Genomic DNA, 15,602 nt, shown 5'->3' with positions numbered 1-15,602 from the left:
CGGTTTCGGCTGCGGAATCCAGAAATCGTATCCGACATGGCGTGGCCGCCCGCGCGGAGTTTCGCTGCGCGGACGGCCACGGTGGTGCGGTGCTGCCTATGGAGGTGTGCGGGCCGGGGCTTACGGGCGCCAGGCCGCCAGGACGCCTTCGTAGAGCTCGGCGTCGGTCAGCTCGCGCGGGGTGGGGCCCGCGTGGAAGAAGGCGGCGTTGTCGGCCTTCAGCTTGCGCAGGTAGTCGAATCCCTTCGCGTCGTGCTCGCCGAACGCGACGAACTGGAAGAACAGCGGGTGCTCCGCCGCTTCGGCCAGGGCCTCGGTCGCCGGGCGCTGGGTGTCCGGCGGGCCGTCCGTCTGGAAGACGACCAGCGCCGGGGCGGCGGGGTCCGCGCTCTTCTGGTGGTGCGCGACGATCTCCTCGACGGCGCGGTGGTAGCTGGTGCGGCCCATCCGGCCCGCTCCGGCGTGCCACTCGTCGATCTTGCCCTCGTACGTGTCGTCCAGCGCGAGGTCGCCCGTGGCGTCGATGTCCGTCGAGAAGAACACGGTGTGGACGCTCGGGGTGGCGCGGTCGTCCAGGTGCGCGGCGAGCGCGAGGGTCTGCTCGGCCAGGGCGTTCGCGGAGCCGTCCTTGTAGTACGGGCGCATGGACCCGGACCGGTCGAGCACGAGGTACACCGTGGCCCGGGCCCCGCTCAGCCCTCGCGCGGCGAGTACGTCCCCGGCGGCCCGGTAGGCGGCGACGAGCCCCGGGGTACGCGCCTTGACGACGTCCTCGGGGTGAGCGGGCCCCGCGCTGGAAGCGGGCTTCTCTTGGGCGGGGCCCTGCGACTCGGCGCCGGTCATGGCAGGCGCCTCGGCCTCGGCGGCCTTGGCGTCAGTACCGGCTGCCGCCTTGGGCTGGGTGGCCTTGGTGGCGGGCGCCTTCTTCTGGGCGTCGGCGGCGACGGCCGGGAGCTCGGCCTCGGCGGATGTCTTGGACTCCGCGGCCTTCTTGGCGGGGGCCTTGGTGCGGCTGGTGGTCTTCTTGGCGGGGGCCTTGGCCTTGGCTTCAGCCTTGGCGGCGGGGGTCTCGGCGTCCGCGGTCGGGGCTGCCTTGGCCCGGCTGGTGGTCTTCTTGGCCGGGGTTTTGGCGGGCGCGGCGGTGTCGTCGGCGGTCGTCTCCGCCTTGGCGGCGGGGGCCTTGGTGCGGCTGGTGGTCTTCTTGGCCGCAGTCTTGGGCTGCGCCTTGGCGGGGGACGCGGCGGGCGCGGCCTCGTCGCCGGTGGCGGCTTCCGCCTTGGCAGCGGGGGCCTTGGTGCGGCTGGTGGTCTTCTTGGCCGGGGCCTTGGCGGGCGCGGCGGTGTCGTCGGCGGTCGTCTCCGCTTCGGCGGCGGGGGCCTTGGCCCGGCCGGCGGTCTTCTTGGCTGCGGCCTTGGGCTCCGCGTCGGCCTGTGCGTCTGCCTTCGCCTCGGCGGGCTCGATGGTCTCCGCGCCCGGGGCCTTCGGCTCGTCCGTCCCGGCGCTCGGCGCCTTCGCCTCGATGGCCTCCGCGGCCGGGGCCGTCGTCTCGGTCGGCTCGGCGGCTTCCGTGACCGGCGTCTTCGTCTCGGTCGGTTCGGCGGCTTCCGCGACCGGCGTCTTCTCCTCGGTGGGCTCGTCGACCGCGGGCTTCTTCGTCTCGGCGGCACCAGTAGCCTTCGGCGTGACCGGCGTCTTCTCCTCGGCGGGCTCGTCGACCGCCGGCTTCTTCGTCTCGGCGGCACCAGCAGCCTTCGGCGTGACCGGCGTCTTCTCCTCGGCGGGCTCGTCGACCGCCGGCGTCTTCGTCCCGGCGGCACCAGCAGCCTTCGGCGTGCCCGGTGTCTTCGCCTCGGCCGATGGAGCGGTCTCCGCCCCCGGCGTCTCCGCCCCCGGCGTCTCCGTCCCAGCGGCCTTCGGCTCGGCCTCCTCCTGGGTGGACTCAGCGGAAGGCGCGTCCCCCTGGGCCGGGACCTCCGCCTCGGCGGCGGCCGGGGCGTCGGCCTGGGCCGGGATCTCGGCGACGGCATCCGGCTCACCGGGAGCCTCCGCCTGGGCCGGGATGTCGGCCTCTCTCTCGGCGCCGGCGGCGGACTCGTCCGGAGCCTGCGACGCCTGCGCCGGGATCTCGGCGGCAGCCGCGGATTCGCGCGGCGCGTCCGGCGACGGGGTCGGAACATCGGCCTCGGCGTCAGCCGCACGGCCGTCCGCCGACCGGGCCGGGACATCGGCCGCGCCCTCCGCGTCAGCCGGACGGTCGTCCGCCGAGCGGGCCGGGGTCCCCGTCCCGCCGTCGGCGGCAGCCGACCCCGTGCCCGACGCCTGGGCCGGGATGTCGGCCTCGGCCTCGGTCGCAGCCGGGTCCGTCGGGCGGGTCGGTTTCGGGACGGCCACGTTGTCGAACGCCGCGGCCACCAGATCGTCGGCCTCACCCCGCGAGGGGCCCGGCACCTTCGGCGTCTCCGGCGAGGCGGACGGCGCGGACGGTGCCGTCGGGCCCGGGTCCGCGGACGACGCGGGGGACGTGTTCTCCGGCTCCCCCGCGGCAGCGGCCTCCGCATCCCCCTTCCGGGACCGCCCGAACGCGTTCCGGAGCAGATCCAGAATGCCCATGTGCGCAACCTTCCGCGTGAGTTGGTCCCCGAACGTCCCTGGAACCCCTGGCCAGGGCGGACACGTAAGGTTAGCCGTAGCGGAGCGTGATCTTGGGAAGGGTCCGGCCGTTGCGCCCCGGCGGGTGTCGGCGCCCGGCTCCGCTCACGCGAACGAGCTTCCCCTTACCCCCTCTTGGGGCGGGAGTATGTCCGGGAAGGGGACGGTTGGGCGCTCCGCACCCGCGTCCGGGCCGACCAGGCGGAGCCGTTCGCGGTAGGCGGGCGCCTGCCGCGCGGCCTCCCCGTACGCGGCGCGCAGATCCGGCAGCACCGAATCGAGGAGCGTCTCGGTGCGGGCCGCGAGCAACAGGCGTACGCCCACCGGGTCCCCGTGCAGCGGCCGGATCGCCATGTCGGTGCGGGAGCGGGACGTCGGCTGGCACAGGGCGACGACCTCGCCGGTCGCGACGAGGGACGCGGCGGTGAGGTAATCACCGTGCAGGACCCGCGGCTTGAGCCCCGCGGAGCGCAACGCCCGCAGCAGCCCGTCCCATTCGCCGTCCACGGTCGGATCGACCATCCACCGGTCGCCGGCCAGGTCGGTGAGGCGTACGACGCTGAGCCGGGCGGCCGGATGGTCGGAGGCGAGGGAGACGAACTGCGGTTCGCGCTCGACCAGGACGCGGCAGGCGAGCCCCGGCGGCATCCGCAGCGGGCTGCCCTCCACCTCGTGCACGAAGGCCACGTCGAGCCCGCCCTCGGCGACCAGCCGCAGCAGCGCGTGCGCGGAGACGTCGACCCGCAGGGTCGGCTCCGTGCCCAGGAACGCGGCGTTGGTCCGCAGCCGGCGCAGCCACCCCGGCAGGGCGCGGCTCGCGGTGGACCCGATGCGCAGCCGCCCGGTGGCCTCGGCCGTCGCGGCGGCGGCCGCGCGGGTCTCCTCGACGAGGCTGCGCAGGCCGTCGACGAGCGGACGGGCGCGGGTCAGCAGGACGCGGCCGAGCGGGGTCGGGCGGCAGCCGGTGCGTTCGCGGGTGAAGAGCGGCCCGCCCACGAAGGCCTCCAGGCGGCGCAGCTGGGTGCTGAGCGCGGGCTGGGTCATGCCCAGATGCCGGGCGGCCTTGTGCAGGCTGCCGGTGTCCTCGATCGCGCACAGGGCGCGCAGGTGCCGCACGTCCAGCTCCATGGGCGGGAGCGTAGGGCGCGCACGGAAAAGGCACCAGTACGCCTCTCGAACCACACACACCTCCTACACCTCGTGCACGTCAGATGTCCTCGGGGCGGCCGGAGGCAGGCAGCGATAACGCCGTGTTGTCGCCAGATGCCATCATCCCCAGGCGGCACGCGGACCCCCACACTCACTTGCATGACCATGACACAACCCCCCACAGTCATCCGTCTCCTCGCGTGCGCGTTCGGCGCGGGCCTCACCGTCACGGCGCTCGCGGCCGGTCCTGCCACCGCGCAGGCGGAGCCGCAGGCGCACACACAGTCGGCGTCGCAGTCGGCGGCCCGCGTGCACTACGCCGGGTCCGCCGAGGACGCCGCCGCCAACAAGGCGTTCTTCAAGGCGGTCGTGAAGTCCGTCGCCGAGAAGAGAGCCGCGAACCCGGGCGCCGCCCAGGTCACCGTCACGTACAACCTCTCGGGCGCCCCCTCCTTCCGGCAGCAGATAGCGAACAGCACCTCCATCTGGAACTCCTCGGTGACGAACGTCAAGCTCCAGGCGACCTCCGGTACCGGCAACTTCTCGTACCGCGAGGGCAACGACGCGCGCGGCTCGTACGCGTCGACGGACGGGCACGGCCGCGGCTACGTCTTCCTCGACTACGCGCAGAACCAGCAGTACAACTCCACGCGCGTGACCGCGCACGAGACCGGGCACGTGCTGGGGCTGCCGGACCACTACTCGGGTCCGTGCAGCGAGCTGATGTCGGGTGGCGGGCCGGGCACGTCCTGCACCAACCCGTACCCGAACGCCAACGAGAAGGCCCGGGTCAACTCGCTCTGGGCCAATGGCTTCGCCGAGGCGCTGCGTAAGGCGGAGGCCGCGCTCAAGTAGGTCGGGCCGGGCCGGGATCCGACGCGGCCGTGCGTCTGCCCGGTCCGGAGCGATCCCGGCTGCCGCCCGGTGGGGCTTCTCGCGCAGTTCCCCGCGCCCCTGTGATGCGCACTGCGTGCGCCATCACAGGGGCGCGTAGGGCGTGCCCTCATGAACTGCGCGAGCAACCCCCACCTACGTGGCGGCCGGCGATCCCCCGGAGGGACCCCCACGGACCCCGATCGCCCGGGCCGCGGCCACCTCCTGGCGGAGCTGCTCCAGGACCCCGTCGCGCGTGCGGGCCGCCCCGAAGTCGGCCCGCACCTCCTCCAGCACCACGGAATCCCGCAACCCCTGCGCCAACTCCCGCAATTGCCGGGTCACTTGGGTGACCTCCGTCGCAGAGGGCGGCGGAGAGCCGTGCCGGACCCGGACCCGCGCCGCGGTCGTCGCGTCCACGATGCGTTCGACCGCGACGACCAGGGGCCACCACGCCGCCGCCCGCCTCCCCGTGGGCGGCGGTTCCGTGAGCGCCCGCTGGAACTCGCTGCGGATCACCGACAGGTCCCGGTACAGGCGCCGCCGCATCCGGGCCCGGGCCGCCGGGTCCGCGCCCGCCCCGAAGGCGCACTCCACGTACACCGCGGTGTCGGCCACCGCCACCGCGAGCCGGTCGCCGATACGGGTGTGCCAGCTCTCCGGCCACAGCAGGTACCCGGCGACCAGCGCGATGGCGCAGCCCATCAGGCTGTCCAGGAGCCGGGGGCCGAGCAGGGCGGTGCCCTGGTGGTTGAGGACGTCGGACAGGAGCAGGATCACCGGGGTGATGGCCGCCGTCTGGAAGGCGTAGCCGCGCGGGGTGAGCGCCGGGATGAGCGGCGCGAGCACCAGCATCACCGGCACGTCCCACCAGCCGAGCGGGACCTCGGCGAGCACGGCCGCCGCGACGACGAGCCCGGCGGCGGTGCCCAGGGCGCGCAGCACGGCCCGGGAGAAGACCGAACCGAAGTCGGGCTTCATGACGAAGGTGATGGTCAGCGCCACCCAATAGGAGCGCGGCACGGGCACGAGCGACACGAGGGCCTGCGCGATGCCGATGCACAGGGCGAGCCGCAGCCCGTAGCGCCAGGAGGCGGCGGAGAGCAGGACGTTGCGGGCGCCGCGCCGGGCGCGCACCCGCAGGGTCGCCGGGTGGCCGAGCCGGTCGTCGACGTTGGTGAAGTCGCTGTCCCCGGTGCGCGCGGCGACGTCGGCGGCGTGCCGCACCGCGTGGTCCAGGGCGCGGGCGGCCGGGCTCTCGGCGCCGGACGGGGCCGGGGGCGCGCCGGGTGCGGGCCGGCCGGAGGCGATGGCGTCGGCGAGGGCGCGTACGGCGTCGGGCACCTGCGGCGGCAGCGGCACCCCGCACTCGTGGACGGCGGGCGCGGCCTCCACGACGGGGGTGACGGCGTTCAACTGGCTGACGAGACGCACCAGTTCGGGGTTGCGGCCGTGGGCGCGGGCCCGCCGGGCGAGGACGACGTCGTAGGCCTGGTTCAGCGACTGGGTGACGGCGAAGCGGGCCTCGGCGTAGTCGGGGGCGTCGTGGCCCGCGGCTTCGAGGAGGTGCGCGACCCCGCGGTAGGTGGCGGCGACCGCGGCCCGCTCGGGCACGCCGCCCCGCAGCGGCCAGGCGAGCAGCGCGAGCAGCAGGACGAGGGCGCCGCCGCCGGTCATCAGGAGCGGTGCGAGCCACCAGGCGCCGGGCAGCGGCAGCCCCGCGCCGACCACGCAGTTGAGCAGGAGCAGCAGGCCGGAGACGGAGGCGACCGCGCCGATCGACGAGATCATCCCGGAGACGAGGGCGACGGCGGTGACGGCGAGCACGGCGGGCCAGCCCAGGCCGTGGACGAGGGAGCCGACGGTGACGCCGACGGCGCCGAACAGCTGGGGGACGGCGATGTTGAGGATGCGCATGCGGTACGCGTCCGCCGTGTCGCCGATGACACCGGACAGGGCGCCTATCGCGGCGAGGGCGCCGTACCCGGGCCGGCCGGCGGCGAGCCCGGCGGCGAGCGGGAGCGCCAGCGCGAGGGACGCGCGGGCCACCGCCGCCCAGGGGACGGGGGCGCGCTGCGGCCGGAGCGTACTGACCAGCCAGTCGGGTGGGGCGAGGCGGGGCGGCATGCGGTCATTATGCGAGGGATGGCGTGCCGCCTCCGCGGCCGCGGACGTCCGACCGGCCGGGCGTCCCCCGGCCGGTCGGGCGTGGCGGTCCGGCAGGCGTGGCGGTCCGGCAGGCGGGACGCCGGGTCAGGCGTGCTTGCCCGGGGTCACGCCTGACCCGGGGTCAGGCGTGCTTGCCCGGGGTCGCCTTGGCCGGGCGGTGCGGTTCCGAGGCCAGGGCCCAGATGACGAAGACGCCGATGCCGATGGAGATCAGCGACCACACGGGCGCGTACGGCAGGAACAGGAAGTACTCGACGATGTAGAGCGCGGCCAGGGCGATGCCCGCGCCGCGCGCCCAGTCGGCGCCCTTGAGGATGCCCCAGCCGGTGAGGGCCACGAGGATGCCGAGGATCAGGTGGATCCAGCCCCACGTGGTGAGGTTGAAGGAGTAGACGTAGTCGCCCAGCCGGGCGTACACGTCGTCCTTGGCGATGCCCGCGATGCCGTTGAGGATTCCGATGATGCCGCTAACCAGCATCAGGACACCGGCGAAGACGGAGCCGCCGGTGGCCCAGCCGTCGCCCCGGTCGTCACCGACGGTGGGCGCGGCCGTGCGGTCCCGGTGCTCGCGGGACCCGGCGGCCGGGCCGGGGTCGGGGGCCGGGGGCGGCGTGTTCGGGGGCGTGCTGCGGGGGGTGTTCGGGGGTGTCGGCTCGCTCATGGGGGCGCCTCCTCGTGGTGCCGTTCACGGGAATGCTCGTCGCGGTGCGGCCGCGCGGCACTCCGGCCGCGGCCGAACGGGTGACGCGCCGACTCCGTGGGTGCCCGCAGCCCGAAGCCGTACCGGCCGGTCAGCCAGGCGGCCACCGCCACCGCCGCGCCCACGCCGACGATGACCCAGGAGGCCGTCCGCATCGACTCGGTCAGCGCGTCGTACACCGCCCCGGCCGCCGCCCGGTCCGTGGCGTCGTCGACGTCGCCGAGGGTGAGGGAGCGGGCGATCGGCAGGGCGATGAGCAGCGCGGCGGCGGCGAGCGCCATGCCGAGGGCGGTCGCGATCAGGGCGCGGCGGCGGTGCGGGGCGAGGAGGAGGCCCACGGCGGCCAGGACGAGGGCGGCCAGTGGCGGCCACGGTCCGGCGAGCTGGAGCCGGTGGAACCAGGTGCGCAGCTCGGCCAGGTCACCGGCGGAGAGCACGGTGATCCGGGTGTGGGTGACGGGGATCTGCGCGGCGAACGGCACGCCGTCGTCCTGGAGCCGGTTCTTCACCTGCTCGGTGACGGGCGCCAGGTCGAGGGTGACGGCGCCGGTGCCGCCCTCGTCGAGGGCCTGCTGCACGGCGTCGTGGGCGGCCCGGTTCGCGGTGTCCCAGGCGTTCTGGAAGGCGGCGGTGTCGGTGAAGGAGACGACGGCGTCGTGCAGGTACTGCTCGACGGTGGACTGGAGCGGGCCCACGCTGATGTTCGCCATGATCCCGGTGGTCACCGCGGCCCCGACCGCGTCCTGCACGTCCTGGTCCGTGGCGAGCGGCGCCATCGTGGCGACGTAGCGCCCGCTGTCGCCGATCTCGTACGCGGCCCAGGTGGAGAGCGTGCCCAGCGGGACCAGGAGGCAGGCGAGGGTGAGCAGGACGGGGGCGAGCACGCGGGCGGTGCGGCTCGGGCGGGTGCCTGGACGGGTGCCGGTGCGGGTCACCTCTCAAGGCAAGGCCCCGGCCGCGCGGACCGCGACCGGGGCGCCTGCATACGGATGAGGCGGGAGAGCGGGAGAGCGGGAGAGCAGCGGCGCGGCGCCGTGTCAGGCCCGCACGCGCTCCGCCGGGCGTCCGGCCACGCGACGCCCGGCGGTGGCGGCCGCGGCGCCGTCGAGGCGGTGGTCGGGGGCGTACTCGGTCGCGGAGTAGTAGCGGTAGTACACCGCCAGGAACGTCCCGGCGGCGACGATCACGCCCAGCACGACGGACCACAGGATCGTGTCGTTGGCCAGGCTGCGCAGGAAGCCGACGGCGATCCCGGCGAACGCGGCCCAGAGCAGGGCGCGCAGCCCCTGGTGGCGGCGGCCCTGGCGGGTGGACCACTGGTGGAGGGCGAACCAGATCGCCGCGACGAGGACGCCCGTGACGAACCCGAGCACGATGTTCCCGCCGGTCACCTCGTGGCCAAAGCGCTGGATGTTCGCCGCCCAGAACCCGTAGAGGGCGCCGACGACCACCGGCAGGACCTTCGCCGTGGTGGTCAGCGACGGGGTCTCGGGGCGGCCGGCCCGGGTGGAGCGGGCCGGTGCGGGTGCCGCGTGAGCCATGACGGGCTCCTTTCAGGTGCCCCCCTGTCCCGTCCTTCCATTGACGGCTCCGCGGGTACGTTCCGCAACGCGGCGGCGGCCTCGGCCGGTCTCCTCAGCCGGCCGGGACCGGCACGAAACGCGAGGTCACGTGCAGGTCGGCGGTGATCGCGGCGGCCGTCTCGGCCAGGGCGCCGGACCACGCCCGCGCGGAGCCGCGCCCCTGGTGGGCGGTGACGTCGAGCGCGCAGACGACGCGCCCGGCCCGGTCCCGCACGGGCACGGCCAGGCCCCACAACCCGTCCTCCGGCCCGTCCAGGACGACGACACCGGACACGCCGGGGGCGGACGTGTCGGGGGCGGGCCCGTCCGGCGCGGACTTGCCGGGGGCGGGCCTGTCGGGCTCGGACTCGTCAGGCGCGGACGTCTCGGGCGCGGGCCTGTCAGGCGCGGACACGCCAGGGCCGGACGTCTCGGGCGCGGACTCGCCGGGCGCGGACCCGTCTGGCGTGGGTCCGTCGGGCGCGCCCTCCAGTACGCGGCCGGCGGCCGTGGTGGCCGCGGGCAGTCGTGAGCCGACGCCGATGTCCACGCTCATGACCCGCCGCGGCGTGACCCGGGCCGTGCACCGCACGCGGTCCCCGTCGGCCACGGAGAGCCCCACGGACTCCCCGACCGCCGCCGACAGCGCGGCGAGGTGCGGGGCGGCGATGCGCGGCAGCGTCGTGCGGGAGAGCGGCGCGCAGCCCAGGGCGAGCACGCGGGGCGTGAGCCGGTACGTGCGGCTCTCGCGCACCACGTAGCCCGCGAACTCGTACGTGAGGAGGGCGCGGCGGGCGGTGGCGCGGGCGAGCCCGGCCCGCTCGGCGACCTCGCTCAGCGTCAGGCCGTCCGGCGCGCCGTCGAAGGCGAGGAGCACCTTGAGCCCCCGCGCGAGCGACACCACGATGTCACCTGCACCGGCCCCTCCGGCGCTTCCCTTGTCAGTCCCTCCGGCGTCTGAGGAGCGGGGTCCGGGGCGGAGCCCCGTGGTCTCGGGCGGGGAGGCGCCCCCCATGCGGCTGGGTTCAGCGCCCATGTCAGCCCCTCCGGCGTTTGAGGAGCGGGGTCCGGGGCGGAGCCCCGTGGCCTGGGGCGGAGCGGCCAGGACCTCTTCCATCGCGGCGACACATTCCACCAGCGGCCCGCGCACGGCGTCCCGCAGCGAGGAGACCCCGTGCCGGCTCGTATGACTGACCACGCTCACCGCACAGACCACACCCCCCGCGGGCCCCCGCACGGGGGCGGCCACCGCGATCAGCCCGGGCTCGACCAGCTGATCGTCGACCGCCAGCGGCCCCCCGTCACGGAAGACAAGCCCCGGCGCGGAGCCCTCGCCCGGCAGGCTGTCGCCGACGCGGAAGCTGATGGACAGGGCCCGCCGCCGCAGGACCTGGTGGACGAAGCGGATGTCGGGGCCGTCGGGCACGGCGAGGGAGACGGACTCGTCGAGGTCGTCGGCGAGCCGGTCGGCGAGCGGCGCGAGCAGCGCGGGCACCCGCAGCGCGTCGAGGCAGGCGTTGGCGACGGCCATCAGGGGCGGGGCGAGGGAGGCGTCCCGCCCGTCGAGGCGTACGTATCCGAGGTGGGCCAGGGTCGCGCAGATCCGGTCGGCCGTGGAGCGGGCGAGGCCGGTGGTCCGGGCGAGCTCGGCCAGGGCGAGGGTGCCGTCCGCGTCCGTGAGGCGCCGCAGGACGTCGAGGCCGCGCAGCAGCGGGACGACGGCCTCGGCGGGGGGCGGCTGGGTCACGGACGGGGACGGCACGGGAGGCACGGGGCAACGGTAAGCGACCGGACCCGGCTCAGTGGCGGAGCAGTTCCACGACCCGCTCCAGCGAGGCCGGGGCCAGGTGCCGGCGCAGCGCCTCGGCCACCTCCTCCGGCGTCCCGCGGCTGTCGATCCTGATTACGCCGTAATCGCGCCCCCGCCGCTCGGTGCGGGCCGCGGGCACGGCGGCGGGCAGCTCCCCGTACGGGCCGGGCAGCTGCTGGTCCTCCTGGGGGAGGCGGGCGATGCGGCGGGCGTCCTCGACGGAGACCCGGCCGTCGGCGAGCGCCTCCTGCAGGTCGGGCCGGAGCCTCATCAGGGAGAGCCGCTGCGAGACGAAGCCCTGGGTCTTGCCGATGCGGGCGGCGACCTGGCGCTGCGAGTAGCCGTAGGCGGTGATCAGGCCCTGGATGGCCTGGGCCTGTTCCAGCTCGGTGAGGTCGTCGCGCTGGACGTTCTCGATGAGCGCGTCCTCGTCGCTGTGGCTGGCGTCGGAGCGGACGAGGACGGGCACCTCGTCGAGTCCGGCCATCCGGGCGGCGGCGAGGCGGCGGTGGCCGTGCAGCACGACGTAGGGGGCGGCGCCGACGGCCTTCTTGTGGTGCGGGTGCGCGGTGAGGAAGACGGCGGCGGGGACGACGCCGAGCGCCTGGAGCACGCCGCGTTCGCGCACGGTCTCGGCGAGCCCGTCCAGGTCACGCAGTTCGTGACGGGGGTTGTCCGGGTTCTCGGCGAGGTCGGTGACGGGGACGGTCAGCGGCTCGGTGACGGGCCGCGCGGGCGCGGCGGGCACCCGCTCGGGTTCGCCCGCGGCCAGCAGCGAGGACAGGTCGGTACGGCGTCCCATCAGGCCTGCACCTTCCTCTTGCCGCGGCGCTTGCCTCCGGTGCGGGCCTTGCTGTCCTTGCGGGGCTCGGCGGCCTTACCGGGCTGGGCGGCCTTACCGGGCTGGGCGGCCTTACCGGGCTCGGCGGCCTTGCGGGGTGCGGCGGGTTTGGGGATCGCGGCGAGGCCAACCTCCAGGGCGAGCCGGAAGAAGTCCTCGCGGGCCTGGAGGGCGACGCGGTTGGCGCCGTACTGGGTGACGACCAGGCCGTCGGCGCTGGCCCGCGTGTGCAGCTTGTAGTGGCGTACGACGGCGCGGGCCAGCGGCCAGCCCTGGGCCTCGACGAAGGCGCGGGTCTGCTCCAGGTCCGCCTTGCCGTCACGCGGGTCCCAGTTGTTGATGACGACGCGGAACGGCAGGCCGCGCGGTTTCACCACCCGCTCCACCGTGCGCTGCGTCGGCTGGAAACCGAGCGGCTCGGGCTCGACGGGGACGATGACGTCGGTCGCGCTGGACAGCACCGCGCGCAGGGCGTCGGCGGCGGCGCCCTTGCCGAGCGGATCGGCGCCGTCGTCCTCGGCGAGGTCGAGCCAGCCCGGGGTGTCGACGAAGACGTGCTGCACGGACGGGATGCGGGACAGGGCGGCGAGCCCCGCGAGGTCGTGGTGGGCCTGCACGAAGTCGAACGGCAGGCCCTCGCCGACGCGTTCGGACCACCACACGGCGGAGCCCTGCGGGTCGATGGAGACGGCGACGACGGGCGGGTGCTCGCCGTCCTGCCGCGGGCCCGCGCCGAGGACGTCGGCGGTGACGGCGGCCAGGTTCACGGCGAGCGTGGACTTTCCCACGCCGCCCTTCTGGTTGAGGATCACGTGTACGTGGGCCACGAATGCTCCCTTATTGGGACGGTTTGGGGGGTTGTTCGTGGTCACTGTGGCAGTGCGGAGGGACGCGGAGCCGGTGTACACGCCGCTAGGTGCGCCCCGTGCCCGCCTTCGCGTCGCATTCGAACCAGACCGTCTTGCCCGGCGGGTTCGGCAGTACGCCCCAGCGGTCGGTGACCGCCTGGACGAGCAGCAGCCCCCGGCCGCCCTCCTCCCACTGCTCGGGGGCCCGGACGACCGGCCGGCGCGGGTCCGGATCGCCGACCTCGACGCGCACGCCGCCGTCCTGCCGCAGGATCAGCAGCGTGCAGTGCCGGCCCGGCACGTGTCGCACCACGTTCGCGAGCAGCTCCGTGAGCGCCAGTTCGGCCGCGTCGGTCAGCTCCGCCATGCCCCACTGCCGTAGGTGGATCCGGACGATGCGGCGGATGTGCTGGGCCGAATGGCTGCCCACGGTGAAGTCCATGGCGTGGCGGTGCATGACAACTCCTGTCCAACGCTGCCGAGTTGAGCGTTCACAGGACGAGCCTGACGGGTTGTCGCTACTCTCGGCTACGCACGGAAGCGGACAGTAACTTTCGTTGGGGGAGCCCATGCCCAATATCCGGCAACTCGACCCGAGCGCGTCGCCGCTCGACCACTTCGGCTCGGAGTTGCGGCACTGGCGTGAGGCGGCGGGGCTCAGTCAGCCGCAGCTGGGCGCGAAGCTGTTCTGCACGGGGTCCCTGGTGGGCCAGATCGAGACGGCCCACAAGGTCCCGACCCGCGACTTCGCCGAACGGGTGGACTCCGTTCTGGAGACGGGCGGGGCGTTTGGGCGGCTTGTGGGCTTGGTGTTGCGGAGCCAGTTGCCTACCTGGTTCCAGGAGATGGCCCGGATGGAGGCGCAGGCCGCCTACCTGTCCACGTATCAGGCGCAGGTGGTCTACGGCCTGCTCCAGACCGAGGCGTACGCGCGGGCGGTGATCGGGACCCCGCCGCCTGATAACGCCGACGAGTTGGTGGCCGCTCGGATGGAGCGCCAGCGGGTGCTGACCCGGGAGGACCCGCCACAGGTGTGGGTGGTGCTGGACGAGGCCGTGCTGCTCCGGAAGATCGGTGGCCGTGAGGTCATGTGGAATCAACTGGCTCACCTGTTGAGCTTCCGGGACAGTCGGCATGTGAGTGTGCAGGTGTTGCCGTTCGAGGCCGGTCAGCACACGAGTCTGGCAGGGTCGTTCAGCCTCATGCGGTTCGAGGCGGACCCCGACCTCCTCTACACCGAGGACTTCGCTCAAGGCCATGCGACGGCCAACTCCGAAACCGTCAGGGATGGTTCGTTCCGTTACGCTCACTTGCAGGCCACGGCTCTCTCGGCAGAGGACTCGGCCGCATTCATCAGCCGCGTAATGGAGGAGCGTTATGGAGACCGCACGGAATCTGGTGAACGCGGCTTGGCGTAAGTCGAGTTACAGCGGGAACGCCGGCGGCGACTGTATCGAGTGCGCCTCCCTGAACGGCGCGGCCTGGCGCAAGTCCTCGTACAGCGGCAACGCTGGCGGCGAATGCATCGAGTGCGCCCCCCTCGACGGCGCGGCCTGGCTCAAGTCCTCGTACAGCGGCAACACCGGCGGCGAATGCCTGGAACTCGCCCCCACCCCCGCGGGGCACATCGCCCTCCGCGACTCCAAGAACCCCGAGGGCGCCGTGTTCGCCGTCAGTCGCACCGCGTTCACCGCGTTCACGGACGCTGCCGCGCAGGGGACCCTGCCCGCGTAGCCCCGCGGAGCAGCACCGGCGTACCCAGCAACAGGACCCCGGCGGCGGCCAGCGCCTCCCGCGTGCCGGTCGCCGCCGCGAGGCCGCCCCACGCCAGGGTCAGCACCGCGGTCACCGTCGTACCCGTGATGCTCCACGCCGACAGGACCCGGGCCACCCGGTCCGACGGGGTCCGCTGGAGCCGTTCGCGGGACATCACCGGGTTGAAGACGGCGCAGCACGCGATGAGGCCGAACTCGACGGCCATCACCACGAGCAGCCCGCCCGTCCCCGGCCCGGTGAGCGCCAGGCCCACCGGCCAGCAGGCCCGCGCGGCGCCGCTGACCCGCAGCACCCGCAGGGCCCCGTACCGGCGGACCAGGCGGGGCGCGAGGCGCGAACCGGCGAGCCCGCCGAGGCACGGCACGCTGAACGCGAGGCTGTACTGCCAGACGGCGAAGCCGAGTTCGCGCAGCATCAGCACCGCCATCAGCGGGGCGCCGACCATGATCAGCGCGTTCACCAGCGCCGTGTTCAGGAACAGGCCGCGCAGCTCGGGGTGGTGCCACAGGTACCGCCAGCCCTCGCCGACCTCGGCCCACCGGAAGCCGCGGACGCCCCCGGCGGGAACCGGTTCGGGGGTGCGGATCGCGCGGACGCCGAGCGCCGACAGGACGTAGCTCAGCGCGTCCCCGACGACCGTCGTCAGCGGTCCGAACGCGCTGATCGCGGCGCCGCCGAGCGGCGGGCCGAGCGCGGTCGCCGTCCACGACGTCGTCTCGAACCGGGCGCTCGCCACCAGCAGCCCGTCCGCCGGGACCAGCGCCTTCAGATGGGCGCCGCTCGCCGCCTTGAAGACGATGTCGGCCGCGGCCACCACCACCGAGACCAGCACCAGCTGGGTGAAGCCGAGGACATCGAGGACGTAGGCGAGCGGCAGCGTGAGCAGCGCCGCGCACCGCACCAGGTCCGCGGCGATCATCGCGGGCCGCTTGCGGCGGAACTCGATCCACGGGCCCAGCGGCACCGCGAGCAGCGCGCCGACGGCGAGCCCGGCCGCCGCCAGGAACGACACCTGCGCCGTACCGCTGTCCAGCACGAGGACGGCGATCAGCGAGAACGCGTCCAGCGCCAGCCACGTACCGGCCGTGCTCACCGCGAACGCCGCCCACAGCCACCCGAAATCGCGGCCCAGCCGCATCCCCGTCATGACCGCGATCCAAGCGGCGCGGCCCCGGCCCCGGCAAACAACCGACACGGCCCCGGCGTACAACCCGTGGTTGTATGG

Annotated in this window: 14 protein-coding genes; 3 read left to right on the top strand and 11 right to left on the bottom strand. The window is 74.5% G+C overall.

All coding sequences use genetic code 11. The annotated features are described in order from the left end of the window. Nucleotides 1-120: 120 nt before the first annotated feature. Nucleotides 121-2,610 (bottom strand): VWA domain-containing protein, encoded by a 2,490-nt coding sequence (locus ACIBW6_RS15650; protein WP_399059857.1) that lies wholly within the window; start codon nucleotides 2,608-2,610, stop codon nucleotides 121-123. 144 nt (nucleotides 2,611-2,754) lie between these two features. Continuing rightward, on the bottom strand, nucleotides 2,755-3,777 hold the full coding sequence (locus ACIBW6_RS15645) for a LysR family transcriptional regulator (RefSeq protein ID WP_399059856.1): 1,023 nt from the start codon (nucleotides 3,775-3,777) through the stop codon (nucleotides 2,755-2,757). A 180-nt stretch (nucleotides 3,778-3,957) separates the two neighbouring features. Between ACIBW6_RS15645 and snpA the strand changes: the two genes are divergently transcribed. Next, on the top strand, nucleotides 3,958-4,653 hold the full coding sequence (snpA, locus tag ACIBW6_RS15640) for a snapalysin (protein ID WP_399059855.1): 696 nt from the start codon (nucleotides 3,958-3,960) through the stop codon (nucleotides 4,651-4,653). 174 nt (nucleotides 4,654-4,827) lie between these two features. Here the strand turns inward: snpA and ACIBW6_RS15635 are convergent, their stop codons facing one another. The 8 genes from ACIBW6_RS15635 to ACIBW6_RS15600 all read right to left on the bottom strand — a co-directional run bounded on the left by ACIBW6_RS15635 (nucleotide 4,828) and on the right by ACIBW6_RS15600 (nucleotide 13,058). Further along, a complete protein-coding gene (locus ACIBW6_RS15635) occupies nucleotides 4,828-6,798 on the bottom strand; it encodes an FUSC family protein (protein WP_399059854.1) in 1,971 nt (656 codons plus the stop codon). Between the two features lie 163 nt (nucleotides 6,799-6,961). Further along, nucleotides 6,962-7,501 (bottom strand): hypothetical protein, encoded by a 540-nt coding sequence (locus tag ACIBW6_RS15630; protein ID WP_399059853.1) that lies wholly within the window; start codon nucleotides 7,499-7,501, stop codon nucleotides 6,962-6,964. Continuing rightward, nucleotides 7,498-8,475, bottom strand: coding sequence for a hypothetical protein (locus tag ACIBW6_RS15625; protein ID WP_399059852.1), 978 nt, complete (start codon nucleotides 8,473-8,475; stop codon nucleotides 7,498-7,500). Before ACIBW6_RS15625 ends, ACIBW6_RS15630 begins: the two co-directional genes overlap by 4 nt. Nucleotides 8,476-8,577: 102 nt before the next feature. Further along, nucleotides 8,578-9,081, bottom strand: coding sequence for a hypothetical protein (locus tag ACIBW6_RS15620; protein WP_399059851.1), 504 nt, complete (start codon nucleotides 9,079-9,081; stop codon nucleotides 8,578-8,580). Between the two features lie 94 nt (nucleotides 9,082-9,175). Continuing rightward, complete coding sequence (locus ACIBW6_RS15615) at nucleotides 9,176-10,849, bottom strand: helix-turn-helix domain-containing protein (RefSeq protein WP_399059850.1); 1,674 nt, start codon at nucleotides 10,847-10,849, stop codon at nucleotides 9,176-9,178. A 52-nt stretch (nucleotides 10,850-10,901) separates the two neighbouring features. After that, nucleotides 10,902-11,714: a ParB/RepB/Spo0J family partition protein gene (locus ACIBW6_RS15610; RefSeq protein ID WP_399059849.1), complete on the bottom strand. Its 813-nt coding sequence runs from the start codon at nucleotides 11,712-11,714 to the stop codon at nucleotides 10,902-10,904. Further along, nucleotides 11,714-12,580 carry a ParA family protein gene (locus tag ACIBW6_RS15605; protein ID WP_399059848.1) on the bottom strand — a complete coding sequence of 289 codons (867 nt, stop codon included), beginning with the start codon at nucleotides 12,578-12,580 and terminating at the stop codon, nucleotides 11,714-11,716. Before ACIBW6_RS15605 ends, ACIBW6_RS15610 begins: the two co-directional genes overlap by 1 nt. 85 nt (nucleotides 12,581-12,665) lie before the next feature. Beyond that, a complete protein-coding gene (locus ACIBW6_RS15600; protein WP_399059847.1) occupies nucleotides 12,666-13,058 on the bottom strand; it encodes an ATP-binding protein in 393 nt (130 codons plus the stop codon). Between the two features lie 112 nt (nucleotides 13,059-13,170). Here ACIBW6_RS15600 and ACIBW6_RS15595 point away from each other — a divergent pair, with 112 nt between their 5' ends. After that, nucleotides 13,171-14,019, top strand: coding sequence for a Scr1 family TA system antitoxin-like transcriptional regulator (locus ACIBW6_RS15595; RefSeq protein WP_399059846.1), 849 nt, complete (start codon nucleotides 13,171-13,173; stop codon nucleotides 14,017-14,019). Continuing rightward, the gene (locus ACIBW6_RS15590; RefSeq protein WP_399059845.1) at nucleotides 13,979-14,335 is read left to right on the top strand and encodes a DUF397 domain-containing protein; all 357 of its coding nucleotides are present in this window, start codon (nucleotides 13,979-13,981) and stop codon (nucleotides 14,333-14,335) included. The genes ACIBW6_RS15595 and ACIBW6_RS15590 overlap by 41 nt, the downstream gene beginning before the upstream one ends. Here ACIBW6_RS15590 and ACIBW6_RS15585 read toward each other — a convergent pair. After that, entirely contained in the window at nucleotides 14,298-15,524 is a 1,227-nt protein-coding gene (locus ACIBW6_RS15585; RefSeq protein WP_399059844.1) for an MFS transporter, read from the bottom strand. The two genes, ACIBW6_RS15590 and ACIBW6_RS15585, sit on opposite strands and share 38 nt — an antisense overlap. Nucleotides 15,525-15,602: the final 78 nt, after the last annotated feature.

Origin of the sequence: Streptomyces sp. NPDC049813 (assembly GCF_044465085.1) — a bacterium.
GTDB lineage: Bacteria > Actinomycetota > Actinomycetes > Streptomycetales > Streptomycetaceae > Streptomyces.
The sequence above is the reverse complement of the archived record's forward strand: the minus strand, read 5'-3'. Positions and strand labels throughout refer to the sequence as shown.

Coding starts and splice junctions, on each gene's coding strand:
- ACIBW6_RS15650 (WP_399059857.1), bottom strand. CDS start 2,610: ATGGGCATTCTGGATCTGCTCCGGAACGCGTTCGGGCGGTCCCGGAAG.
- ACIBW6_RS15645 (WP_399059856.1), bottom strand. CDS start 3,777: ATGGAGCTGGACGTGCGGCACCTGCGCGCCCTGTGCGCGATCGAGGAC.
- snpA (WP_399059855.1), top strand. CDS start 3,958: ATGACCATGACACAACCCCCCACAGTCATCCGTCTCCTCGCGTGCGCG.
- ACIBW6_RS15635 (WP_399059854.1), bottom strand. CDS start 6,798: ATGCCGCCCCGCCTCGCCCCACCCGACTGGCTGGTCAGTACGCTCCGG.
- ACIBW6_RS15630 (WP_399059853.1), bottom strand. CDS start 7,501: ATGAGCGAGCCGACACCCCCGAACACCCCCCGCAGCACGCCCCCGAAC.
- ACIBW6_RS15620 (WP_399059851.1), bottom strand. CDS start 9,081: ATGGCTCACGCGGCACCCGCACCGGCCCGCTCCACCCGGGCCGGCCGC.
- ACIBW6_RS15610 (WP_399059849.1), bottom strand. CDS start 11,714: ATGGGACGCCGTACCGACCTGTCCTCGCTGCTGGCCGCGGGCGAACCC.
- ACIBW6_RS15600 (WP_399059847.1), bottom strand. CDS start 13,058: ATGCACCGCCACGCCATGGACTTCACCGTGGGCAGCCATTCGGCCCAG.
- ACIBW6_RS15595 (WP_399059846.1), top strand. CDS start 13,171: ATGCCCAATATCCGGCAACTCGACCCGAGCGCGTCGCCGCTCGACCAC.
- ACIBW6_RS15590 (WP_399059845.1), top strand. CDS start 13,979: ATGGAGACCGCACGGAATCTGGTGAACGCGGCTTGGCGTAAGTCGAGT.
- ACIBW6_RS15585 (WP_399059844.1), bottom strand. CDS start 15,524: ATGACGGGGATGCGGCTGGGCCGCGATTTCGGGTGGCTGTGGGCGGCG.